Here is a 24,480-nt window from a genome sequence, read left to right on the forward strand (position 1 = left end):
AGATATCCAGATATAAGGAACGTTTCCATGTTCGATCTTTCCGGCCGCAAGGCTCTCGTCACCGGCGCATCGGGCGGTATCGGCGAGGAAATCGCCCGCCTTCTGCATAAGCAGGGCGCCATCGTCGGCCTGCACGGCACCCGCGTCGAGAAGCTGGAAGCGCTGGCGGCCGATCTCGGCGAGCGCGTCAAGATCTTTCCGGCAAACCTCTCCGACCGCGACGAGGTCAAGGCGCTCGGCCAGAAGGCTGAGGCAGAACTTGAAGGCGTCGACATTCTCGTCAACAATGCCGGCATCACCAAGGACGGCCTCTTCGTGCGCATGAGTGACGAGGATTGGGACGCCGTTCTCGAAGTGAACCTGACGTCGACCTTCCGTCTGACGCGCGAATTGACGCATCCGATGATGCGCCGCCGCTATGGCCGCATCATCAACATCACTTCCGTCGTCGGCGTCACCGGCAATCCGGGCCAGGCCAATTACTGCGCCTCCAAGGCCGGCATGATCGGCTTCACCAAATCGCTGGCGCAGGAGATTGCCACCCGCAACGTGACGGTCAACTGCGTCGCGCCCGGCTTCATCGAAAGCGCCATGACCGGCAAGCTGAACGACAAGCAGAAGGAAGCGATCATGGGGGCGATCCCGATGAAGCGCATGGGCACGGGCGGCGAGGTCGCGTCGGCCGTCGCCTATCTTGCCTCCTCCGAGGCTGCCTATATGACGGGCCAGACGCTGCACGTAAACGGCGGCATGGCGATGATCTGAAACGACAAACCGTCGGCATGCGAGTATTTCCGCCAATAGCATGTTGAGCAATCACGAACCGTTGATTTTCTCGCTTTGCGGCAGACCTAAAGCATGTTAAGCGGGCCATGACTGTCAACAGTCGTCCCGAGAAAGCAGACGGACCGGCGAGCTTTTTGCAAGCCTGGGACATCTCTGAAGCCGGGTAAACGAGTTTGCCGAGGATGTCTGAAAACATCGCAGGCTGAAACAGGGTAGGGGTGCCGCAACGGCATTCCGATCAGGACATAAGGTCGAGGAAACCGACATGAGCGATATCGCAGAACGCGTAAAGAAAATTGTTATTGATCATCTTGGCGTCGATGCCGACAAGGTCGTCGAGAGCGCCAGCTTTATCGACGATCTGGGCGCTGACTCGCTCGACACGGTCGAACTTGTCATGGCATTCGAAGAAGAATTCGGCGTTGAAATTCCTGACGACGCTGCCGACTCGATCCTGACGGTCGGCGATGCCGTGAAGTTTATCGAGAAGGCCCAGGCCTGATCCTGTAAGTTTGAGAAAGGGCGGGCTTGGAGTCCGCCCTTTTCTTTTCGGCCTATTTCTCCATAGAGCATAAGAGACGGGGGAAAGCACGCGATGAGACGTGTCGTCATAACCGGTACCGGCATGGTGTCACCCTTGGGATGCGGAACCGAGGTGACGTGGTCGCGGCTGCTTGCCGGCCAGAACGGCGCCCGTCTCGTCACCGAATTCGAGGTCGACGACCTTCCCGCCAAGATCGCCTGCCGTATTCCCATCGGCGACGGCACCGACGGCACCTTCAATGTCGATCAGTGGATGGAGCCGAAAGAGCAGCGCAAGGTCGATCCCTTTATCATCTACGGCATGGCCGCCGCCGACATGGCGCTTGCCGATGCCGGCTGGCATCCCGAGACCGATGAGGACCAGATCGCCACCGGCGTGCTGATCGGCTCTGGCATCGGCGGCATCGAAGGCATCGTCGAGGCGGGCTACACCCTGCGCGACAAAGGCCCGCGCCGCATCTCCCCCTTCTTCATTCCGGGCCGCCTGATCAACCTCGTTTCCGGCCAGGTCTCGATCCGCCACAAGCTGCGCGGACCCAATCATTCGGTCGTCACCGCCTGCTCGACGGGCGCGCATGCGATCGGCGATGCCGCGCGGCTGATCGCGCTGGGTGACGCCGACGTCATGGTCGCCGGCGGCACGGAATCCCCCGTCAGTCGCATTTCGCTCGCCGGCTTTGCAGCCTGCAAGGCGCTGTCGACCCAGCACAACGACGACCCGCAGAAGGCCTCGCGCCCCTATGACCGCGACCGCGACGGCTTCGTCATGGGCGAGGGCGCCGGCATCGTCGTGCTCGAGGAACTGGAACACGCCAAGGCGCGCGGCGCCAGGATCTATGCCGAAATCGTCGGCTACGGCCTGTCTGGCGACGCCTATCACATCACCGCGCCATCCGAAGACGGCGAAGGTGCCGGCCGCTGCATGGCGATGGCGCTGAAGCGCGCCGGACTGACGCCGGCCGATATCGATTACATCAACGCCCACGGCACCTCGACCATGGCCGACACGATCGAACTCGGCGCCGTCGAGCGGCTGGTCGGCAACGCGGCATCGAAGATCTCGATGTCCTCGACCAAATCGGCGACGGGACACCTTCTTGGTGCCGCCGGCGCGATCGAGGCGATCTTCACCACGCTTGCCATCCGCGACAATATCGCGCCGCCGACGCTCAATCTGGACAATCCCGAACGCGAGACGGCGATCGATCTGGTTCCGCACAAGGCGCGTGAGCGAGAAATCAATGTGGCGTTGTCCAACTCGTTCGGATTCGGCGGCACGAACGCGTCGCTCGTTCTGCGCCGTTACGCGCAATAACAGCCCGCGCGGCGCAATAAGTGTCCCTTGCGCCGCGACGGCCGCTCCTCTGCATTGCGCAGCAGGGCGTGCGGGCGCATAACGACCGGCAGCGGCGCCGTTGAACGGCGGCAGAACCTGCTTTTGCCGCATTGCTTCGCGAAATAGCGACGTGAGGGTCAAGTTTTAGAGGATTGCCGGTGAGCGATACGACGAACCAGAGCAACGATGCCCCGCAGGGCGAGAACGGCCGGCAAGCGCAGAAGGGACCGATCATCCCGAAGTCGCCGAGCGAAGCCCTGCGTCCGGAGCGTGTTCCGGAGCCGCCGAAGCGGTCCAAGAAAGCCCGCGGCCAGGTCGTTCTGTTCCTGAACTTCATCATGACGATGGCGGTATTGGTCTGCGTCGTCGCCGTCATCGGCTTCTATTACGCCACCTCGACCTATCGGAATCCCGGTCCGCTGCAGACCAATACCAATTTCATCATCCGCAATGGCGCGGGTCTCGCTGAAATTGCCTCGAACCTCGAGCGCAATGCGATCATCAGCGATGCCCGCATCTTCCGCTATCTCACGGCAACGCATCTGTCTGCCGGCGAGAGCCTGAAGGCCGGTGAATATGAGATCAAGGCCAGAGCCTCCATGAGCGATATCATGGAGCTTCTGAAATCGGGCAAATCCATTCTCTATTCCGTTTCCTTCCCCGAGGGCCTGACGGTCCGCCAGATGTTCAACCGCATGCTGGAGGATCAGGTGCTGGAAGGCGATCTGCCGGCCGCCTTGCCTCAAGAGGGCAGCCTGCGTCCGGATACCTACAAGTTTTCGCGCGGCACCAAGCGCTCGGAGATCATCCAGCAGATGGCGGCGGCACAGCAGAAAATCGTCGATCAGATCTGGGACAAACGCGATCCCTCGCTGCCGCTGCGGTCCAAGGAAGAATTCGTGACGCTCGCCTCGATCGTCGAAAAGGAAACCGGCGTTGCCGACGAACGCGCCCATGTCGCCTCGGTTTTCCTGAACCGGCTCGGCAAGGGCATGCGCCTGCAGTCCGACCCGACGATCATTTACGGCCTCTTCGGCGGCGACGGCAAACCGGCAGACCGGCCGATCTATCAGTCGGACCTGAAGCGGGAAACGCCCTATAATACCTATGTCATCAAGGGCCTGCCGCCGACGCCGATCGCCAATCCCGGCAAGGATGCGCTTGAGGCCGTCGCCAATCCCTGGAAGACCCAGGACCTCTATTTCGTCGCCGACGGCACCGGTGGCCATGTTTTCGCGGCGACGCTCGAGGAGCACAATGCCAACGTCAAGCGGTGGCGCAAGCTCGAAGCCGACAAGGGCTCGGACCCGAACATCGCAGTCGACGGCCAGCCTGAAGAGCAGCCGGCCGATGACGGCGCAGCCGTCGCGCCGCCGAAGAAAAAGAAGATCAACTGATAGCTTCTGGAGGCTCGTATGGCTTTGCAGTCCATGACCGGTTTTGCGCGGCGCGAGGGAACGAGCGGCCGCTGGCGCTGGGCATGGGAACTGCGCTCGGTCAACGGCAAGGGCCTCGACCTGCGGCTGCGCCTGCCGCCTGGCCTCGAACGCATGGAGGCCGACGTCCGCCGCCTTGCCGGCGAAAGCTTCAGCCGCGGCAACCTGCAGGCATCCCTGTCCGTCACCGCCGACGAGAACCGCTTCGAGGCCGTGCTGAACAGGCAGGCGCTCTCAGCCGTGCTTGCGATGCGCGAGCAATTGGACGGCGTGATCGATCCGGCGCCGCTGAAGCTCGACACGCTGCTGCTGGTGCGCGGCATCGTGGAGTTTCGCGAAGGCGAGGATGGCGAGGAAGCACTCGCTGCCCGTGACGCCGATATCACTGCCGGCCTGTTGGCAGCCCTTGCCGATCTCCGGGCCATGCGCGAACAGGAAGGCTCGGCGCTGACCCGCATTCTCCTCGACCATGTGACGACGATCGAAGGCCTGACGCGCACGATCGAGGCCGATCCCTCACGCTCGCCGCAGGAGATTGCCGCGCGGCTTACCGCGCAGGTCGCCTTGCTGATGGACGGCATGGCCGCGCTCGACCGCGACCGGCTGCATGCAGAAGCCGCACTGCTGGCGACCAAGGCGGATCTGCGCGAAGAAATCGATCGTCTGAAGGCGCACGTTGCCGCAGCACGCGATCTCCTGGTGAAAGATGGCCCTGCCGGCCGCCGGCTGGACTTCCTTGCACAGGAATTTAACCGCGAATCGAATACCATCTGCTCGAAGTCGAATGCCTCGGCGGTCACCGCCGCCGGCATCGAGCTGAAAGTCGTGATCGACCAGTTCCGCGAGCAGGTCCAGAATTTGGAGTAAGACATGAAACCGGCGAAATCCTCGCCCGTCCAGATCGCCCGCCGCGGTCTGATGCTTGTCATCTCGTCGCCGTCGGGCGCCGGCAAGTCCACCATCGCGCGCACGCTGCTGGAGCAGGACAGGCAAATCGGCCTCTCCGTCAGCGTCACCACGCGCCAGCGCCGCCCGAGCGAAGTCGAGGATGTGCATTACCACTTCAAGAGCGTGCGCGAGTTCGAGCGGATGCGCGACAGCGACGCGCTGCTCGAATCGGCCGAGGTGCATGGCAATTTCTACGGCACGCCGCGCGAGCCTGTGGAGCAAGCCATGGCCGAGGGCCGCGACATGCTCTTCGACATCGACTGGCAAGGCGCCCAGCAGTTGCAGGAGAAGATGTCGGCCGACGTCGTCTCGATCTTCGTGCTACCGCCGACCATGACGGAGCTGCAGTCGCGGCTGCACCGCCGCGCCGAGGATTCCGAGGAGGTCATCCAGACGCGCCTCGCCAACAGCCGCGCCGAGATCGCCCACTGGCGCGAATATGACTACGTCATCGTCAACGACGATCTCAACGCCGCCTTCGACGCCGTCCAGTCGATCGTCAAGGCCGAACGCCTGCGCCGCGACCGCCGCCACGGCATGTTCGATTTCGTCCGCGAGCTGCTGGAAGAGACCCCGTCACTCTAAAGACTGTTTGCCAGAAGGCAGAATTCCTCGACCGACAGGGTCTCCGCCCGCCGCGCCGGATCGATCCCGGCCTTGACGAGCAGTCTCTCGCCGCCGAGCGGTTTGAGGCTCTGGCGCAGCATCTTGCGGCGCTGACCGAAGGCGGCCTGCGTCACTCTTTCCAGATTGGCAACGGCGCAGGGGATGGGGTTTTCCCGCGGCGTCAGATGCACCACCGTCGAAGTTACCTTCGGCGGCGGCGTGAAGGCTTGCGGCGGCACGTCGAAGGCCATGCGCGCCTGCGTCCGCCAGCCGCAGAGCACGCCGAGCCGGCCGTAATGGTCGTCGTCTTCCGAGGCGACGATACGCTCGCCGACTTCCTTCTGAAACATCAGCGTCAGCGACTGCCAGAACGGCGGCCAGGCCTTCGGCAGCAGCCAGTTGACCAGAAGCTGCGTACCGACATTGTAGGGCAGGTTGGCGATGATCTTGATCGGGCCTTCCGGCGCCAAGGCCTCGAAATCGGTCTTCAGCGCATCGCCTTCGATCACCTCCAGCCGGCCGGGATAGTGATCGGCGATCTCGGCGAGCGCCGGCAGGCAGCGTGTATCCCGCTCGACGGCGATAACCTTTTTGGCGCCGAGCGCCAGGATTGCCCGCGTCAGCCCGCCCGGGCCGGGGCCGACCTCGAAGACGGTCGCCTCGTCGAGCGCGCCCGCCGTGCGGGCGATCTTCTGCGTCAGGTTGAGGTCGAGCAGGAAGTTCTGCCCGAGCGCCTTGCGTGCGTCGAGGCCGTGACGCTGGATGACGTCGCGAAGCGGCGGCAGGCCATCAAGTGCTGCCATCAGCGGCGGCTTTCCGCACTGCGGCCGAGCTGGGCGGCGAGCTTCAGCGCCGCAACCAGGCTCTGCTCCCGCGCCAGTCCCTTGCCGGCGATGCCGAAAGCGGTGCCGTGATCGGGCGAGGTGCGCACGAAGGGAAGCCCGAGCGTGACGTTGACGCTGTCGTCGAAACCGAGCGCCTTGGCCGGGATCAGCGCCTGATCGTGATACATGCAGACGGCGACGTCATATCGCGCCCGCGCCTCGTCGTGGAACATCGTGTCGGCGGGCAGGGGGCCGATCGCATCGATGCCCTCGTCGCGCAGGCGCTCGATCGCCGGGCGGATGACATCCTCGTCCTCCCTGCCGATCGTCCCGCCTTCGCCCGCATGCGGGTTGAGACCGGCGACGGCGAGCCGCGGCGCCTCGATGCCGAAGCGCTGCCTCAGGTCTTCATGGGCGATCCGGCAGGTTTCGACGATCAGGTCGCCGCTCAGCGCCTGCGGCACGTCCCGGACCGGAATGTGGATGGTGACGGGAATGGCCCGAAGCTTCGGTCCCGACAGCATCATCACAGGCGTCACCGGCCTGCCGGTCGCCCTGGCGGCGAGATCGGCGAGAAATTCGGTATGGCCGGGAAACCGGAAGCCGGCCTCGTAGAGCACGGATTTGGCGATCGGGTTGGTCACGACCGCAAGCGCCTCGCGGTTAATGACAAGCGACACGGCTTTCTCGATCGCCGCGATCGTGCCTTTCGCTGACGCCGCATGCGGCTCGCCGGCCACCACTTCGATACCGGCCGGCACCGTCATGACCGGCAGCGCGTCGGCAAATAGGCCGGCCGCCTCGCTGGTTTTATCGACCCCGCGGATCGAAACCGAAAGATTGAGCTGCCGGGCTCGCAATGCCAAGACATCGGGATCGCCGATCAGGAAGAAAGGCGGCAGCCCGAGTTCGCGCCGCCGGAGCCAGGCCATCAGCGTAATATCCGGCCCGATGCCGGCGGGGTCGCCCTGGCTCAGCGCAAGCGGTTGCGAAAACGGTATCGTCATCGCAGATCAACGATAGGCGATCTGCGCCTTTTTGCGCAGTTCATCCAGATACTTCTTGCTGTTTTCGTTTTCCGGGCTGGCGTCCTTGTCGGCCTTGGCCTTGCCGAGATCTTCCTGGCGGAAGACCATCTCGGCCGCCTGGTCGTCGGAAACCTGGCGCTGGCTGCAGATCGCCAGATATTCGACGCCCTTGTCGGTGACGCGGGTTCCTGTCGTATTGCCTTTGGCCTGCTCGACCAGCGGCTTCCAATCCGGCGGGATTTCGGGGGCGAGCATCCGGCCGAGATCGCGCACGGAAACATCGCGCATCGTCGCGGCAAAGACCTTTGCCTGGTCGCAGCCCGGAAATTTCGCGCGCGACGCCTCGGCCTCGCCCTTGCGCTTGCCGGTGATGGCGTTGCGCTTGGCCTGCGGAATGACGAAGATGATCTGCTGCAGCATGTATTCGGTCGTCACCGGCTTCTGCTTGTTGTTCTGCATCATGCGCGAGACGAGATCATAGTTCGACAGCCGCGAGGTCGAACCGTAGCGCGCGTTGACGACCCGCGGCCAGCTCATCTGCACGGCGATGAAACCCTTGAAATGGTCGACGCCGACGCCGGCGCGATCGAGGATCTGCGACATCTGCGCGACGGAAAGCTTGTTGCCGGCCGAAAAGCGCGCGAAGGACGCATCGACGTCCTGCTGCGAAACCGACATATGGACGCGGGAAACCTCCTGGCGCTTGAGCGCCTCGTCGATCAGTTGCTCCTCGGCAGCCTTGGCGTCGGCCTTGGTATGCTGCAGGCGCAGGAAGGCCTGGCGTTTGGCGACGTCGCCGCTGGTGATGGCGGTGCCGTTCACCACGGCCTTGACCTCGCTTGCGGCAAGTGCAGGAGCGGCAACACCCGTCAGCAAGGCAAGCGCCGCCCCGGCGAGGAACTTGGTTATGGCTTTTTTCGCGTCAATCATCTGTTGACCTCCCGATAGCGCCGCGAGACGTTGTTCGCGGCGTTTTTTACCACAGTGCGAGACACGCGGCCAAACCCCTATGCCTCAGATATCGACTGGCGGCAATGTCCTGCACAGGCATACGGCGAAAGAATGGCTTCAGGCCATGTTTGCGCCGGCCGCCCGTCACTCAAGGGTGTTTGTACCGATCTTGATGTCGCCGAGCGTCCGGAAGGTCAGCCTTGCGCCGATCGTCCAGTCGCTGGCCGACTCGTCGTCGGAGTCCCGGGTATCGGTATAGGCGATCGTGAAGATCGTGCATTCGTCCTCATAGGAGAGACCGAGCGTCCGGCGGCTGAGCACATCATTGTTCAGATCCCAGGCGATGCCGCCGAAGATCGACCAGTAATCCTTGAACTTGACTTTGCTGCTGGTCTGGATCTCGTCGTTGTCCTCGGCAAAGCCATAGGCCGGCTGGGCGCTGAGATGGGTGTAGGTCACCTGCGTCTGGAAGGTGTCGTTCTGGTAGGCCGTCGTCAGGTCGCCGCGGCGGAACTCGAAATCCTTCTCGTCGAGGCGGTAGGAGGCCGCGACGGAAACGCCGTACGGTGTTTCGACGCCGCCAAGGCCGACATAGTCGGAACGGTCGGTCTCCAGGCCGGAATCCGCACCGACATTGACCAGGTCATCGGTTGCAAAGGAGTTCTGGCCGGCAATCTGATAGGATTGTCCGAAGATGCCGTGCAGTTTGTAGCCGCTGTCGAACGTCCCGGTATACTGGATGCCGACATTGGCGCGGGTGCCGCCTTCGACGCGGTCGTAGCCTGAGAACTTATCGCGATCGAACAGCGAGGTGGCGTCGAAGACGAAGCTCTGCGCATCCTCGTTCGGCAGCCGGCCGGCGAGCTGCTCGTCGGGGCGGGCATAGATCTGCGCGATCGGTTCGAGAATATGGGTGCTGTTCTCCGTCGTCATCAGGATCGGATAGCGCAGATCCAGCCCGGCGGTGAACATCGAGCGGGTGGCGGAATTGTCGTCGAGATAGTTGCCGGAGTACCCTGTGGGGCTGTCCATGTTGAGCGCGAAGGCGTCGCCGCGCGCGGCCAGAAGCGGCGTGATCACCAGGCCGGTCGGCGTGACGTAGGTGCGTTTCCACTGCAGTTCGGCCGTCAGGCGCGAGGTCTGTCCCTTCAGGCCGCGGAATCGGTCGAAACCGTCGACGGTGGTAAGGAAATCGTCATGGGTGCGCGAAATATTCGTCAGGTTGACATCCGCCGACAGTTCGCCGCCGGCAAGCGGCTGCGGCGCCACATAGTGGTAGTCGAGCGACGGATAGACGATCGCCTGCTGTTTTTCGGCCGTGTTCGTCCGATCGGCATCCTGGACGTCGAAATAGAACGCCCGCATGTCGAAATAATTGCGTTTCCCAAGTCCCGTCAGGTAGATCTGGTTCGTGCGATCCGTGGCGGTGAAATCCCGCAGCTTGTATGTTTTCGAGAAGTTGTTGTCGCTCTGCACCATGACGTCCCAGCCGAACGTCCAGCGCGGATTGATGCGGAATTCGGCCTTCGAGGCGACCATGCCACGCCGACTGGCTTCGGCATCGCTGGTGCCGGAGCTGAAATTGTCCGGCTTTGCCTGGTCTATGCCGGCGACGCGCAGGATATGCGTACCGTTTTCGAAGCGCTGGCGGAATTCGCCTTCGACGAGGAAGCCCTGGGCGGTGTAGCCGGTGGTGGTGACCGTCGCGTCCATGCTCGGCGAGATCACGTAATAATAAGGAATCGAAAGTCCGAAGCCGAGATTCTGCGACAGGCTCATCGTCGGGAAGAGAAAGCCCGACTTGCGCTTCACCGTATTGTCGGGGACCTCGATGAACGGCAGGAAGGCGATCGGATAGCCGAGCAACTCGAAACGCGCACTTTCCAGACGGATCGTGTGGGTCACGCCGTTCTGGATCACGCGCTTGGCCTTGACCTGCCAGAAAGGCGCGCGCTTCGGATCTTCGGCGCAGGGAAGGCAGGCGGTGTAGACGCCCTTGTTGAGAATCATCATCGTGCCGCCGACACGCTGGCCGCTTTCGGCGACGATACGCGTATTGTCGGAGGTTTCGATGCGCAGCGAGTTCAGGAACCCGTCGGCGAAATTGTCGGTCACGTCTAGGTTGTCGGCATAGATGCGGTTGCCGTCCGGGCTGACCAGCTCGACATTGCCGAGCGCCATCATCCGGCCGGTCTTCTGGTTGTACTCGACCTTCTGCGCGACCATCTTGTAGCCGGCATAATTGATCTGCACGCCGCCGACCGCCGACACCAGATCGGCGTCACGGTTATAGACGAGTTCATTGGCCGAAAGCAGGAGCTTGGCCCCTTCCGGAATCTTCTTCCCAATATCTTGAGCGGACGTATTGGCCTGGCCGTAGGAGACCGGGACACTGCCGAAATAGGAACATAGAGTCGCGCCGACGAGCAGGGCAACCAACTGTTTACTAAAATACTTGCGGTCGCCTGCCGCCACTAGCCGTCCTCCTGATGAAGCAGAATAGTCGCACCCAAGGCCAGCGCGACGATCACCGGTATCCACGTCGCCACGAAGGGAGGCACGACTCCACTGCTTCCGAATGCCTTTACAAGCACGGTGATGACATAAAGCATGAAGCCCGAAAGGATGCCACCCAGAATCACCGAGCGGGATTGGTTGAACCGGCTAAATTTTAGGGACACTGTTGCAGCAATGAAAGTCATGGCCACCAACAGCAACGGCTGGGACAACAGGGAGTTGAATTGCGTCTCCAGCGCCTTGGTCGAGATGCCGAAGGATTTGGCCGCGGCGATGCGGTTGGAAAGGTCAAAGAAACCAATTGTTTCCGGCGCTGTCAGCCGCTCCTGGACGAAGTCCTGTTTCAGATTGGTGCGAAGTTGAACCGAAGCTTTACGCATCGGTATTTCGCCAGGCTTGCGCTCGACAACGTTGTTAAGTTGCCAGTAACCATCTTCCAATTTAGCCGTCGCGGCGTCCTGTCTCAGAATGACCTGACCGCTTGAATCGAAATGGATCAGCACGGCGTCGATCAGCTTGGTTCCATTCTCCTGAACCGTATGAGCGCCGATGATGACATCGTCCCGGCCGCTGATCTGGCGCAGCCACGGAATCTGCGGCGCCTTGCGCAGAACCGCGTTCTCGCCGCGCCAGTCGGATTCGACGAGCAGCGCCTGGCGCTGCCCCCAGGCGGCAAGCGGGTTGAGCGCTGTCATCGTCAGCAGGCCGAGTATCAGCGAGCCGGCGATGAAGGGGAACATGAACTGCCAGACCGAAATGCCGGCGGCGCGCGTGACGACGAGCTCATATTTGCGGTTGAGCCCGATCAATACCGTCATGCCGACGAACAGCGCGATGAACGGCACCGTCTGCTGCAGGATGAGCGGCAGGCGCACGGCGGTCATCAGAATGCCGCCGCCGATCGTGTAGCCGGGCAGGCCCGACATCCGGCCCGCCGTCTCGCTGAAATCGAGAAGGAAGGAAATCGCCGAGACGCCGATCAGGAACCAGCCCATCGTCACCAGGTAGCGGCGAAAGAAATAACGCGACAATGTTCCGAACATCATTGGGCGGCATCTCCGCCGGTCCTGCCGGTTGCGGCAAGCAGCCTTTCCTGCGTCCGTCTCCAGAAAGACGACATCCGGTCGCGAATGAAGGACGGGACGGCCAGTCGTTTGTGCAGGCCGAGGAAGACGATCGAGATGATGCTGCTGACGATCGGTATGGCATAAAGAACGACGATATATTCAGGATCGGTATCGATCTGATTGGCAGCGTAAAACGCCGCCCATCTGAGCGCGAAGGCATAGGCGAGGGCGCTCACCATCGGATGCAGCCGCGCTTCGCGGTGCGAGCGTGCATCACCGGCAATCGCCAGCGAAAACAGCGCGAAGACGACAGGCAGGACCCAGTCCGTCAGCCGCCGATGCAGTTCGGCGCGATAGCTCTGCGGGCGGATCGTATAGTCCTTGTCGGCCGGATCCGGATTGAGCAGGAACCACAGGTCGCGGTCGCTGGCGCGCAGCGTCGCCTGGCCGCGATTCTCCGTCATGTCGGAGAGGTCGAAGGAATAGGAATCGAAATTGATGACCGAGACATTGCCGTCGGGCGTTTTGCGGTGCACCTCGCCCTGATGCATGATCAGCGTCGTGCCCGTATCGTCGACGGCGCCCTCCTTCGCATAATAGATCAGCTCGTAGGCCGGATCGCGCTCGTCGGCGACGAAAAGGCCCTTCAGCATGCGGCCGGCCATTCGCTTCGAGATCTGCACGTAAAGGCCTTCATCAAGCTTGCGGAAGGTCTTTTCTTCGATCACCGAAGACAGCAGATCGGCATAGGTCTCGGCGATCATCTGGCGCACGACGGTCTTTGCGCGCGGCTCGACGACGTTGTCGACGAAGAAGGAAAAGAGGCTGACGACGGCGGCAAGCAGCAGGATCGGGCGGATCAGCACGCTGCGCCGCGCCCCGGCCGCGTCGATGACGGTCAGCTCGGAATCGTTGTTCATCGTCGTCAGCGTCTGGGTAATCGCGATGACGAGGGCGAAGGGCAGGACAACAGGAATGATCGACGGCAGGATCATCGTCGCGAGCTTGGCGAACGAACCGATCGACTGGCCGCTGTCGGTCACCAGGTTGATGCGCTGCAGAACCTGAGTCGTCCAGATGATCGCCAGAACGGGCAGGAGGGCCACGAGAAACATCTGGCCGACGCGCCGCAATATGTATGTCTCGAGTAGTTTCATGCCTGCCCTTGAAAGCACCTGCACGCCCAAACGGCTTTGCAGGAGAAACCCTCTACGCTCTTTGTCGCCGTATTGCGACAAGCTGGTGTCAAAAATTCATTCAATTTTCAGAATTTTTTTGATGCTGTTGCGACTCAGTTAACGCCAGCAACGCGGCGAAGACGACAAGCGATGAAAGCCATCCGAGAACGACGTCGGAAAGGTAGTGCGCGCCGAAGGATAGCCGCATCGCAGGCGTCAGGATCGAGATCGCCGCCAGGGGTGCTGCCACCGCATACCGTAATGATTTCGGCACGAATAGCAGCAGGCAGAAAAGCCAGCCGGCGCTCGCGGCCTCGCCAGAGATGAACGAACAGTTCGAAACGCATTTTCCGGCAAGCGAACCGGCCTCGACGAAATGCAGCGCGCCGCCGAAAATGTCCGTCTGTATCGGCCGCGGCCGGCCCCAATGTTCCTTCAGCACGACATTGACGAGCAGTACCGGTCCGATCAGCAGCGTTCCCAACGCCACTTTCAGCTTGCGCGCCCGTTCGGCGTTGAAGGTCGCGCCGTGCTGCTGGTAGCATTCGATGAATTTCCACGCCATCACGATGGCCACCACATAGGGCAGGCGGAAGAAGATGGTGCGCAGCAGGTCGAAGTTCCCCGAGTCGCGATAGGGAAAGCCGCCGCAGATGCTTCCGGCCGCAGCCGTCGGGTCGCAATCCGTGGCCAGAAAAAAAAGCTGGGAAAAGTAGATGTCTATCCCGGGAAAGGCGCGGAAGGCGGCAAGCAGCGCCCACCACACCCAGAACAACAGCATGAATGCACCGAAAGTCGTTTTAGGCAGGCGGACGACCGGCCCCCGCGGGCGATTTTTCGAAAAAACTGTCAACGCGAATATCTACGAAACTGACGAAAACATGGGGGCCGTGATGGCCGCGGGCGACCATAACAATTGTCGCCAGCCATTGACAGACCCGCCAAACGCGAAATTATCCGCCGGGAACGGATTTCAAGAATCCCTGCGGAGAAGACATGTCAGCAAAGTTCGAAATCTCATTTTCAAAGTCGGCAAAGCTCACCGGCGGTTTGGCGATCCTGCTGAAGACCGGCGAAGCCGACAGCGCTGCCGGCGCCGAAACAGTCGATCCGGCAGGCGTGATCGCCAAGGCTGCCAGGATCGCCCGGTTCTCCGCGAAATCCATGAGCGCGCTCGATATCGTCGCCCCGGAAGGCGCGCCCGTCGAGCGCATCGTCGTCATCGGGCTCGGCAAGGCCGCCGATCTTTCCGCCCATGACTGGCTGAAGGCCGGCGGCTGTGCGGCGGCGAGAATCAAGAATACCGACAAGGCGGCCGTGTTCATCGACGTGCCCGGCCTTCCGGCGAGCGCGCGGGCGGCCGCCGATTTCGCGCTCGGCATGCTGCTGCGCGCCTATAGCTTCGATAGCTACAAGACGAAGAAGAGCGATGACGAGGAAAAGGCCGGGAAATCCGTCAAGGTGACGATCGTCACCGCCGATCCGGCAGGTGCCAAGAAGGCGTTTTCCGATTCCGAAGCGATTGCCGGCGGCGTCAATCTTGCCCGTGACCTCGTCAACGAACCGCCGAACGTGCTCGGCCCCGTCGAGTTCGCCGCCAAGGCGAAGGAGCTGGAAAAGCTCGGCGTCGAAGTGGACATCCTGACCGAAAAGGAGATGCGCCGTTTCGGCATGGGCGCCCTTCTCGGCGTCGCCCAGGGCTCCGTCCGCCCGCCGCGCCTGGCGGTCATGCAATGGAAAGGCGGTAAAGCCAAGGATCGTCCCATCGCCTTCATCGGCAAGGGCGTCGTCTTCGATACCGGCGGCATTTCGATCAAGCCGGCCGCCGGCATGGAGGACATGAAGGGTGATATGGGTGGTGCGGCGGCCGTCACCGGTCTCATGCATGTGCTCGCCGCCCGCAAGGCCGCCGTCAACGCCGTCGGCGTCATCGGTCTGGTCGAGAACATGCCGGACGGCAACGCCCAGCGCCCGGGTGATATCGTCACGTCGATGTCCGGCCAGACGATCGAGGTGATCAATACCGATGCTGAAGGCCGCCTCGTGCTCTGCGATGCGCTCTGGTACTGCAACGACCGTTTCAAGCCGCAGTTCATGATCAATCTCGCCACGCTGACCGGCGCCATCGTCGTGGCGCTCGGCAATGTGCATGCCGGCCTGTTTTCCAATGACGACCAGCTTTCCGCGCAGCTGACGGCAGCCGGCCTATCCACAAACGAGAAGCTCTGGCGCATGCCGCTCGGCAAGGATTACGACAAGCTGATCGACAGCAAGTTCGCCGACATGAAGAACACCGGCGGCCGGCAGGCCGGCTCGATCACCGCTGCGCATTTCATCAAGCGCTTCGTACAGGACACGCCCTGGGCGCATCTCGACATCGCCGGCACGGCGATGGGCTCGCCGCAGGACGAGATCAACCAGTCCTGGGGTTCGGGTTTCGGCGTGCGCCTGCTCGACGAGCTCGTTCGCGCCCATTATGAAGCCTGATGACGGACGTTCTCTTTTATCATCTGACCGAAACCAGGCTGGAAGACGCGCTTCCGCCGCTGATCGACAAAAGTGTCGAGCGCGGCTGGCGCGTCGCCGTCCAGACGCGCGAGCCGGCGCGGCGCGATGCGCTCGACACGCATCTCTGGACGTTTCGCGAGGAGAGTTTTCTGCCGCACGGCACCGACGAGGGCGATTTCGCCGAAAGCCAGCCGGTGCTTTTGACGGTGACCCCAGGCAATGCCAATGCTGCGACCGTGCGTTTCATCATCGACGGCGCCGAGCCGCCGCCGGTCGATGCCTATGAGCGCGTCGTCTTCATGTTCGACGGCCACGACCAGGCGCAACTGGAGGCCGCCCGGGCGCAATGGAAGAAGCTGAAAGGCGAGGGGCATAACCTCACCTATTGGCAGCAGACGCCGGAAGGGCGGTGGGAGAAGAAGGCTTGAGCGCTTCAGCGGAGATACCGACAATCGTCGCCAATATGGCACCGATTGTCGGTCTGCGAAAAACCTGACCCTTGCGGCGGGTCTTGTTGCTCAGCCTGCAAAAGTCCAAGATGGCGTCCCAAAGCCGCCAACGGCTCAGTCGTGGAACGCGTCCACGAATTTGCGCTTGCCGAGCATGAAGGCGTCGGCGACGTGGCGCAGCGGCGCCAGATCCACATCCGATGTGCCGGCCTTGATGATTTCGGCGAAGCGGCGGTAGAGCGAGGGATATTCCTGCTCCGGCGCGGCGAAGGTCAGCGTGCCGTCGATGGAAAGCTTGGCGCCGCCTTCGGCGAGAACCATCTGGCCGTCCGCCGTCTCCGCGACGATATCCCAGCTCTGCTTGCCGGTCTGGCGCCAGTCGAATTCGGCATGAACCGGAAGGCCGTCGGCATCGCGGAAGCGAATGTCGGACGCGATCGGCGCATCGCGGTTTTCAGGAAATTCGAGCACGGCCTCGGTGATGAAGATCGGCCGCGGCAGGATATGGGTGACGATCGACAGCGCGTTGATGCCGGGATCGAAAACCCCGAGGCCGCCGGCCTGCCAGATCCAGTCCTGGTTCGGATGCCAGTGGCGGACATCCTCCTTCCAGATCACATGCACACTGTTGATCGTCGTCGAAGCCAGAAACGCCTTGGCGGCCTCGACGGCCGGCGCATAGCGCGAATGCCAGCTGGCAAACAGTGACGCGCCCTGCTTTGCGGCAAGCGCCTCGAGATCGGCCACTTCGCTCAGCGTCGCACCCGGCGGCTTTTCCAGGAAGACGTGCTTGCCGGCGACGAGCGCCTTATAAGCGGCCTCGTAGCGGTATTGCGGCGGCATGCAGAGCGACACCGCATCAATCGACGGCTCGGCGTCGAGCATCGCCTCGATCGTCGTATAGCTGTTGATGCCTTCGACCGTGCCGTGGCGGCTTGCCGTGGCGACGAGCTTGAAATCGGCGTTCTTGGCGATGGAAGGGAGATGCTGGTCGCGGACGATCTTGCCGACGCCGACGATGGCGAGGTTGATAGGAGACATGGTTTCGCTCGAGCCTGTGAAAAGTATGATTTATTGCGCTTCTTTTAGCAGAAAGGAGAGCGCCGACAAGCTCTCTCCCGTCATTCTATTCTATCCTACCGCATGATGGCCCGTCTTACCTCATGATAGTCTGGCGAAGGAAGCTGTAGCCCATGGCCGCGCGGGCGGCGCGCTCCTCGGAATTGCCGTCGCCGCCATGCCCGCCCGAGCCGAATTCATGGAAGAGCGGCCGGTGTCCGGCTTCCTCCAGCCGCGCGGCAAAGCGGCGCGCATGCGAGGGATGCACCCGGTCGTCATTGGCGGAGCTTTCGATATAGATCGGCGGATAGCGGATCTCGGTCGCCGGCCTGACATTGTGAAGCGGCGAGTAGCCGAGCATGAAATCCCGGTCCGCCGATATCTCCGGATCGCCATATTCGTCCATCCAGGCCTGCCCTGCGCTGAACAGGTGGAAGCGTGTCATGTCGAGCACCGGCACCTGGCACCAGACGGCGCCGAAATCCTCCGGGTAGCGCGTCAGCATCACGCCGGTCAGCAGACCGCCATTGCTGCCGCCCTGGCAGGCGATCCGCGACGGCACGGTGTAGCCGCGGGCGACGAGATCGCGGGCGACGGCGACGAAATCGGCAAAGGCCTTGTCGCGTCCCTGCCGCTTGGCGCTGCGATACCAGTCGGGCCCGAATTCGCCGCCGCCGCGGATATAGGCCTGCACGTAGGCGCCACCTTGTTCCAGCCAGCGGCCGGTCACGCCGGAATAGTTCGGCGACAGCGACACATCGAAGCCGCCATAACCGTAAAGCAGCACCGGCAGCGCGCCCTTGGTCCATTGCTTCGGCAGGACCAGCCGGTAGGCAACCCTGGTCCCGTCCTCGGACACCGCCTCCAGCAGTTCGGATGACATGCCGGTCGCATCGAAATAGCTGGGCGCCGCGGCGACGAAAATCGGCTCGGCCTCCTTGCTGCGGTCCGACAGCTCCAGCCGGTAACAGGCCGGAGGCTGCAGGAAGCCCTGGCCGATGATGCAGAGCGTATCGTCGCCAAGATGCAGATCCGCATAGAGCGGCCTGAAATGAGCCGTCTGCATGTCCGCCGGCAGCGCGATCTCGCGCTGTTCGGCGTCGGGCTTCGTCAGATCCAGCACCATGAGACGCGGACGCAGCCGATCGGAGATGATGAAGACGCACCACTCGCGCATCAGCATCAGCTGCGAGATCGACTGGCCCTCGCCAGGCTGAAACAGGATCCGCTCGGGCCCGAGCGGAACTGTCGCCGAGCCGGGATCGAAGCGCTGCAGCACGAGGCTGCCGGTGGGAACGCGCTCATCGTTCTTTGCCCGCCAGAGGCAATGATCGTGGTTGAACTGGAAGTCCGCTTCCTTGGGCAGATCGATGCGCCGCTGCGTGCCGTCGTCGGCAGTCAGGAAGGCGCTGGCCACGCCGATCTCATGGGCAGCGACGAAAATGTCGATCAATCCGGCATCCGCCGCAGCGCCCGACAGGGCGGGGTCGATGATGAGATTGAAGCCGTAGACGTCCTCGTTCGCAGCTTCGAACATGACGGCCGCATCTTCCGGCCGCTGCCCGCGCTTCAAGCGCCGCCCGACCCGCGGCCATCCGGAGCGGGTCGCCGAAAATCGGTCGATCGAACCGAAATAGCAGATCTCGTCGCGGTTCAGCCAGTTGGCATGCGATCGTGCGGCCGGCGTATCGAAACCGCCCTCGACGACCTGTTTGCTCTCGGCGTCGAATTCGAGCAGCCGGAGAAGATCGGAGCCGCCGTCCGAGAGCGTCAGCAGCACCCGTGTCGGCTCCCATGGGCAGGTGACGACGCCGCGCCAGTTCCAGCGCTTGCCTTCACTGACGCAGAAAGCATCGAGGTCGAAGACCGGCTCCCAGTCGGCGTCCGGCAGCGGCTCCTGGTCATCAGGCAGACGCAGCCAGACGCCCAGAGGATTGTCCTTGCTCTGCCGAAAATCGAACAGCCAGCCGCCGCGCCGCATCGGCACGATCAGCCTGTCCTGCCGCTCGATCAGCGCCTTGATCGCATCGCGATCCCTGGCGAATTCAGCTGTCCTGAGTGCCGCGTCGGAAACCCGGTTATATCCGTCGATGAACTGACGGGTGCGCGGATCGTCGTCCGTTTCGAGGTGAAGGTTCATGTTCGACCTGCCGGCTCCTGTGTAGCGTCTTCCAAGATGCTGTAGCATTTTGAATTGTGCAGGAGCCACTATTTCGCAGAGTTAGGGCGAAATTGGCGCAGGCCGCGTCAGGCCGAGATGTTCGCGAAGCGTCGAGCCGCCATATTCCCTGCGGAACAGGCCGCGCTCCTGCAGGATCGGCACGACCAGCTGCGTGAAGTCTTCCAGGCCTCCGGGAAAAAACGGCGGCATGACGTTGAAGCCATCGGCGGCACGGCTGTCGAACCATTGCTGCATCCTGTCGGCGATTTCGACCGGCGTGCCAAGGATGATATGATGGCCGCGGCCGGCAGCAACGCGCAGCGCCAGCTGCCGGATCGTCAGATCCTCGCGCCTTGCCAGCGCCGTCAGCAGTTCGGCGCGGCTGCGCAACTGATCGGAGATCGGCAGATCCGGCAGCGGGCCGTCGAGATCGTATTCGGCAAGGCTGTGGCCGATGCGTTCTTCCAGAAGCGGCATGGCGCTTTTGATATCCGTCCACCTGTCGAGTTCTGCAAGCTTGTCCGCGGCCTCCTTGGTGGTGCGGCCGATCACCGGCAGAAAGCCCGGCATGACGGCGACGTCGTCCGGCCGACGCCCGAAGCGAGCGACACGCTCCTTGAGGCTTCCGTAAAAAGCCTGCGCCTCTTCAAGGCTCTGTTGCGCGGTGAACACCACGTCGGCGGTGCGGGCGGCAAGATCCTGGCCCGGCCCCGACGAGCCGGCCTGGATCAGGATCGGGTGGCCCTGCGGTGCGCGCGGAATGTTCAGCGGTCCCTTGACCGAAAAATATTTGCCCTTGTGATCGAGGATGCGGAGCTTGGCCGGGTCGGCATAGACGCCGCTCTGCTTGTCCTTGACGAAGGCATCGTCGTCCCAGCTGTCCCAGAGCCCGCGCACGACGTCGACAAATTCCTCGGCCACGGCGTAACGCTCGTCATGCTCGGGATGGGCCTTGGAGAAATTGTTCGCCGTGCGGGCATAGGAGGTCGTGACGATATTCCAGGCGGCGCGGCCGTGGCTCAGATGGTCGATCGAGGCGAAGGCGCGGGCCGTGTGATAGGGCTCTCCGTAGGTCGTCGACGCCGTTGCCGCCAGCCCGATCTTGTCGGTCACCACGGCCAGCGCGGAAAGTAGCGTCAGCGGTTCGAAACGGGCGATCGTCGAGGGATGCGCATCGACGCCGCTGGTCAATCCGTCGGCCAGGAAGACCATATCGAATTTCGCCGCCTCGGCGATCTCAGACACGCGCCTCAGCAGGTTGAAATTCTCGCTTCCCGCCTCGGCATGAGGATGACGCCAGCCGGATACGTGGTGGCCGGCCCCTTGCAGGAACAGGCCCAGATGGATTTCTCTCTTGCGGGTCATGGCAAAATCTTTCGTCAAACGAGGTTTTGGGCGGCATCTTGATTGAGCAGCGCCAGGAGTTTTCGAAGGTCGGCGGCGCTGTGCATGGTCCGGACGAGTGAGGGGATGTCGGCGAAGGCCGGATGGCGACCGGTCGCGTCACGAAATTTTTCCGTCGGATCGGTCAGCCCCGGCAGGCCGTCGAAACGGCGCTGTATCGTGCTGCCGTCGGCAAGCGCGATATCGACGATGACGAAGCGGGTCCGTGGATCGCTCGACATGCGCGGCGCGGCCTCGTCATGGCGGCGGCCGGCGCGCTTGGCGAGCGCGATCAGCCGTGGCGCGACCGGCTGCCCGTCAAAATGATCGAGCCGCAGGCCGCCGTCGATCAGGGCCGCCGCGAACACGTATTCCGGGCTGAAGCGCGCCTCGATCCCGTTGGTGGGCTCGCTCAACACCAAAGCTGCATCGGCACCGGGCGGATAGGTGAAGGTGATACGCTCGATTGCGTCTGCGCGCAGGCCTTCGCGGTTAAGGTCGATGCCGAGAGAAGCGACCGGATGGCTGGCGGTGCAGCAGGGATAGGCCTTCAGCGTCAGCCCGGGCGCTGCGATCTGCCAGGGTAAGCCCCAGTTCTCGGTCAAGGCGGACAGGCGTTCCGCGCCGAAGGCAAAAACCGAATGGAAGCCGACCGGATTGTCGAGAAAATCGGACGCGCCGCCAAAACCTGCCGCTGCCAATCGCGCCGACAACAGACCGGATCGCGCCGCCATGCCGGCATGAAAGGGTTTGGCGTCCTTGCCGAACTGCAGCCGCAGGCCGGAGGACTGCGTTGCTGCAAGGCCCAGTGCAATGGCGGTCTCGTCCGCAGAGGCGCGCTTGAGATGGGCAATTGCGCCTGCCGCGCCCATCGTGCCGAGCGTTGCCGTGGCATGGAAACCCTTCTCGTAGTGTTTCGAGCCGAGCGACAATCCCAGCCGCGCCATGGCTTCGAGCCCGACGATATAGGCGGCGACCAGCGCCTCCGCCGAAAAGGTATGCTCGGCGGCCAACGCCAGCAGCGCCGGGACGATCACCGTCGTCGGATGGCCACGCACGCTTGCATGCACGTCGTCATAGTCGAGCACATGGCCGGCATAACCGTTGACGACCGCAGCTGCCAGCGGATCGGTTCGGCGCGCGCTGCCGATCAGGGTCGCTTCACCCGGGAGATCGGCTCCGACGGCATCGGCCAGAAGGCCGGTCGTCCTGTCTCGGGCGCCGGCAATCGCGCAGGCGAGAAAATCGATGATCGCCAGGCGGGCCGCGTCCATCGCCGCGACATCCTGCAACGGGTCCGAGGCGATGATCGCTTCGGCGAATGCCGAAGTCAGAGGGGCGAATGTTCTCGTCATGACAATATCCTAAATGCCTTCGCCGCGGTCCATGCCGCGCCCGCCGGCAAGGCCGCCGACGAACTGGCGGATACGGGGATTGTCGAACGTATGGAATATTTCTTCAGGGGAGCCGTGGTCGACAATGCGTCCGTTCTCGGTGAAGACGACGGTGTCGCTGATCTCCTCGGCGAAGCGCATTTCATGGGTCACCAGGATGCTGGTCATGCCGTCGCGGATGAGGTCGCGGATCACCCACAGCACTTCGCCGACCGTCTCCGGATCGAGCGCCGAGGTGACTTCGTCGAACAGCACCAGTTCCGGCTTCATCGCCAGCGCGCGGGCAATCGCCACGCGCTGTTGCTGGCCGCCGGAAAGCTGGCCGGGATAGGCGCCTGCTTTTTCGGAGAGCCGCACCTTTTCGAGCAGTTCGCGCGCCAGTTTTTCTGCCTCGCCCCGCGCGACACCGAGGATGCGGGTCGGAGCCAGCACGATATTCTCCAGCACCGTCAGGTGAGGAAAAAGATTATATTGCTGAAAGACGATGCCGACGCGCTTGCGCAGCGCAATGCGCTCGCTTTCCGTGGCCAACTGGTCGACGCGGGTGCCGCCGACCGTGATGCGGCCGCGCTGCGGCGTCACCAATGCGTTGATGCAGCGCAGGATCGTCGACTTTCCGGAGCCGGATGGGCCGATGATGGAAACCGCATTGCCCCTGTTGACGGTCAGGTCGATGCCCCTCAGCACCTCGGTCTGGCCGAAGGAAAGGTGTACGTCTTCCAGTCGCACGATCGCGTCGTCGGTTTTCATGTTCATCGTCTCAAATCCTGGAGCCCGCGTTGAAGCGCCGCTCGAGGCGTCGGGTCAGGCGGGCGATCGGGTAGCAAAGCGTGAAAAAGGCGGCCATCACCACGATGTAGGCGATGATGGTGAAATCGAGCCGGCGCACGGCCGTGCTGGCATCGGTTGCCGCATGCAGGAGTTCGTGCACGCCGACCAGCGAGGCAAGCGACGTGCCCATGGTGATGGACGCCAATATGTTCATCCATGGCGGCAGCGAGCGCCGCAGGCATTGCGGCAGAATGATCCAGCGCAGCGCCTGGCTGCGGGAAAACCCCAGTCCCTTTGCCGCTTCCCATTGCGTGGTCGGGATCGAAAGAATGGCGCCACGCGTAATCTCGGCCACATAGGCGCTGGCCGGTATGGCAAGCCCGATCACCGCTTTCAGCCAGTCCGGGAAGGGCAGATAGTTGCCGAACACGACGATCTCGAAGGGAAAGATATAAGTCGTGGCGAAAATCAGCACGAGATGCGGTGCATTTCGGAAGGCCTGAACATAGGCGACGACCGGGTAGCGCACCGGCCTGTAGGGCACCAGTTGAAGAATGCCGAATATGGTTCCGACCACCGTTCCCAATGTCATCGCACTGAGGCTGATGACGACGTTCATCAGGAAGCCGGAGGCGAGATAGGGAAGCCACTCCACCAGTTCGCGCCCAAGGGTGAGATCGGCCAGCGACCAGAGGAGAATGAGGGCAGGGAGTGCTGCGAAGCCGATATTGCGCAGCAGGTGGCCGCTCTTGCGCGGCTCGGAAAGCGCCACCGTCGTCATAGGCCATATCCCGGAACGGCGAGCTTGCGCTCTACCCACAGGCCGACGCGGGCGACGACGAGATTGATGAGACTGAAGAACAGCAGGATGACGATCATCAACGACACCACATTGTCGCGCTGCGTCCACACCATGATGGAGGCATAGGTGATCTCGCTGACTGCAATCGCATTGCCCACCGTCGTCAGTTTCACGAGGTTGATGAGGTTGTTGACGATCGCCGGCAGCGACGCCCGGAACGCGAGAGGAATTTCGACGTAACGAAGGATCTGCAGCTTGCTGAAGCCGATACCGCGCGCCGCCTCCACGGTCGAGGCCGGAACCGCTTCGATACCCGCTCGGATCGCCTCGGCATGCAAGGCGGCAATGTGCAGCCCCACCACCGCCACCACCCAGAAGAACGGCGTCAGCGGATTGTTCTGCGCGCCGCCGACCAGGTTCGACACGAAGGTATTGAGGACGAGGAAGCTGAACATCAGTTGCACCAGCGTCGGCGTGTTTCGGGTGATTTCCACGAAAGCGCGCACCGGCGCGGAGAGCCAGAGCCTGTCCGATGTCAGGCAGGCGGCAAACAGCAGTCCGGCAATCAGGCTGACCGGGATCAGCAGGGCGATCAGATAGAGCGTGGTAATGAAACCGTCACGCCATATCTGCGCTTCGTAGCCCGTTGCCAGAAACTCGTAGTTCAGGCCAAGCCTGTTCGTCAGGTCGACGAACAGGCCGGTTATGCCGCTATTCCACATGTCGATCTACC

At 62.7% G+C, this 24,480-nt stretch carries 22 protein-coding genes; 8 read left to right on the forward strand and 14 right to left on the reverse strand.

Translation table 11 applies throughout. The features are described from left to right. Positions 1–27 precede the first annotated feature (27 nt). From fabG to gmk, 6 genes are all read left to right on the forward strand, one after another. Positions 28–765: a 3-oxoacyl-[acyl-carrier-protein] reductase gene (gene fabG / locus AMK05_RS07470; RefSeq protein ID WP_003578339.1), complete on the forward strand. Its 738-nt coding sequence runs from the start codon at positions 28–30 to the stop codon at positions 763–765. Positions 766–1,051: 286 nt separating this feature from the next. After that, positions 1,052–1,288: an acyl carrier protein gene (locus AMK05_RS07475; protein ID WP_003547058.1), complete on the forward strand. Its 237-nt coding sequence runs from the start codon at positions 1,052–1,054 to the stop codon at positions 1,286–1,288. A 93-nt stretch (positions 1,289–1,381) separates the two neighbouring features. Further along, on the forward strand, positions 1,382–2,644 hold the full coding sequence (gene fabF, locus AMK05_RS07480; RefSeq protein ID WP_018447415.1) for a beta-ketoacyl-ACP synthase II: 1,263 nt from the start codon (positions 1,382–1,384) through the stop codon (positions 2,642–2,644). A gap of 179 nt (positions 2,645–2,823) precedes the next feature. Beyond that, a complete protein-coding gene (gene mltG / locus AMK05_RS07485) occupies positions 2,824–4,062 on the forward strand; it encodes an endolytic transglycosylase MltG (protein WP_064841303.1) in 1,239 nt (412 codons plus the stop codon). A gap of 18 nt (positions 4,063–4,080) precedes the next feature. After that, positions 4,081–4,968, forward strand: a complete 888-nt coding sequence (locus AMK05_RS07490; protein WP_064837943.1) for a YicC/YloC family endoribonuclease — start codon at positions 4,081–4,083, stop codon at positions 4,966–4,968. Positions 4,969–4,971: 3 nt separating this feature from the next. Then, positions 4,972–5,634 carry a guanylate kinase gene (gmk, locus tag AMK05_RS07495; protein WP_064837944.1) on the forward strand — a complete coding sequence of 221 codons (663 nt, stop codon included), beginning with the start codon at positions 4,972–4,974 and terminating at the stop codon, positions 5,632–5,634. On the opposite strand, the gene rsmA is transcribed toward gmk, so the two are convergent. The 7 genes from rsmA to AMK05_RS07530 all read right to left on the reverse strand — a co-directional run bounded on the left by rsmA (position 5,631) and on the right by AMK05_RS07530 (position 14,073). Then, a complete protein-coding gene (gene rsmA, locus AMK05_RS07500; protein ID WP_064837945.1) occupies positions 5,631–6,458 on the reverse strand; it encodes a 16S rRNA (adenine(1518)-N(6)/adenine(1519)-N(6))-dimethyltransferase RsmA in 828 nt (275 codons plus the stop codon). The two genes, gmk and rsmA, sit on opposite strands and share 4 nt — an antisense overlap. Next, entirely contained in the window at positions 6,458–7,486 is a 1,029-nt protein-coding gene (pdxA, locus tag AMK05_RS07505; protein WP_064837946.1) for a 4-hydroxythreonine-4-phosphate dehydrogenase PdxA, read from the reverse strand. Before pdxA ends, rsmA begins: the two co-directional genes overlap by 1 nt. A 6-nt stretch (positions 7,487–7,492) precedes the next feature. Then, positions 7,493–8,437 (reverse strand): peptidylprolyl isomerase, encoded by a 945-nt coding sequence (locus AMK05_RS07510; RefSeq protein WP_064837947.1) that lies wholly within the window; start codon positions 8,435–8,437, stop codon positions 7,493–7,495. A 165-nt stretch (positions 8,438–8,602) separates the two neighbouring features. Next, a complete protein-coding gene (locus AMK05_RS07515) occupies positions 8,603–10,933 on the reverse strand; it encodes an LPS-assembly protein LptD (RefSeq protein ID WP_064837948.1) in 2,331 nt (776 codons plus the stop codon). Beyond that, entirely contained in the window at positions 10,933–12,021 is a 1,089-nt protein-coding gene (lptG, locus tag AMK05_RS07520; RefSeq protein ID WP_054181791.1) for an LPS export ABC transporter permease LptG, read from the reverse strand. Before lptG ends, AMK05_RS07515 begins: the two co-directional genes overlap by 1 nt. Further along, on the reverse strand, positions 12,018–13,199 hold the full coding sequence (lptF, locus tag AMK05_RS07525) for an LPS export ABC transporter permease LptF (protein ID WP_064841304.1): 1,182 nt from the start codon (positions 13,197–13,199) through the stop codon (positions 12,018–12,020). Before lptF ends, lptG begins: the two co-directional genes overlap by 4 nt. Before the next feature lie 100 nt (positions 13,200–13,299). Further along, complete coding sequence (locus AMK05_RS07530; protein WP_064837949.1) at positions 13,300–14,073, reverse strand: phosphatase PAP2 family protein; 774 nt, start codon at positions 14,071–14,073, stop codon at positions 13,300–13,302. Between the two features lie 143 nt (positions 14,074–14,216). On the opposite strand from AMK05_RS07530, the gene AMK05_RS07535 reads away from it, so the two are divergent. Both AMK05_RS07535 and AMK05_RS07540 read left to right on the forward strand, forming a co-directional pair. After that, entirely contained in the window at positions 14,217–15,707 is a 1,491-nt protein-coding gene (locus AMK05_RS07535) for a leucyl aminopeptidase (RefSeq protein ID WP_064837950.1), read from the forward strand. Next, a complete protein-coding gene (locus tag AMK05_RS07540) occupies positions 15,707–16,156 on the forward strand; it encodes a DNA polymerase III subunit chi (protein WP_064837951.1) in 450 nt (149 codons plus the stop codon). The genes AMK05_RS07535 and AMK05_RS07540 overlap by 1 nt, the downstream gene beginning before the upstream one ends. Positions 16,157–16,291: 135 nt before the next feature. On the opposite strand, the gene AMK05_RS07545 is transcribed toward AMK05_RS07540, so the two are convergent. The 7 genes from AMK05_RS07545 to AMK05_RS07575 form a co-directional block, all read right to left on the reverse strand. Beyond that, on the reverse strand, positions 16,292–17,218 hold the full coding sequence (locus tag AMK05_RS07545; protein ID WP_064837952.1) for a Gfo/Idh/MocA family protein: 927 nt from the start codon (positions 17,216–17,218) through the stop codon (positions 16,292–16,294). Between the two features lie 115 nt (positions 17,219–17,333). Next, positions 17,334–19,376 (reverse strand): prolyl oligopeptidase family serine peptidase, encoded by a 2,043-nt coding sequence (locus AMK05_RS07550; RefSeq protein ID WP_064837953.1) that lies wholly within the window; start codon positions 19,374–19,376, stop codon positions 17,334–17,336. 81 nt (positions 19,377–19,457) lie between these two features. Then, positions 19,458–20,762 carry an LLM class flavin-dependent oxidoreductase gene (locus tag AMK05_RS07555; RefSeq protein ID WP_064841305.1) on the reverse strand — a complete coding sequence of 435 codons (1,305 nt, stop codon included), beginning with the start codon at positions 20,760–20,762 and terminating at the stop codon, positions 19,458–19,460. A 14-nt stretch (positions 20,763–20,776) separates the two neighbouring features. Continuing rightward, positions 20,777–22,135 carry an MmgE/PrpD family protein gene (locus AMK05_RS07560; protein WP_064837954.1) on the reverse strand — a complete coding sequence of 453 codons (1,359 nt, stop codon included), beginning with the start codon at positions 22,133–22,135 and terminating at the stop codon, positions 20,777–20,779. A 9-nt stretch (positions 22,136–22,144) separates the two neighbouring features. Beyond that, positions 22,145–22,930, reverse strand: coding sequence for an amino acid ABC transporter ATP-binding protein (locus AMK05_RS07565; RefSeq protein WP_064837955.1), 786 nt, complete (start codon positions 22,928–22,930; stop codon positions 22,145–22,147). 4 nt (positions 22,931–22,934) lie between these two features. Beyond that, positions 22,935–23,726, reverse strand: a complete 792-nt coding sequence (locus AMK05_RS07570) for an amino acid ABC transporter permease (RefSeq protein WP_064837956.1) — start codon at positions 23,724–23,726, stop codon at positions 22,935–22,937. Beyond that, a complete protein-coding gene (locus tag AMK05_RS07575) occupies positions 23,723–24,469 on the reverse strand; it encodes an amino acid ABC transporter permease (RefSeq protein WP_064837957.1) in 747 nt (248 codons plus the stop codon). The genes AMK05_RS07570 and AMK05_RS07575 overlap by 4 nt, the downstream gene beginning before the upstream one ends. Positions 24,470–24,480: the final 11 nt, after the last annotated feature.

Source organism: Rhizobium sp. N324 (assembly GCF_001664485.1).
In the GTDB taxonomy this organism is placed as follows: domain Bacteria; phylum Pseudomonadota; class Alphaproteobacteria; order Rhizobiales; family Rhizobiaceae; genus Rhizobium.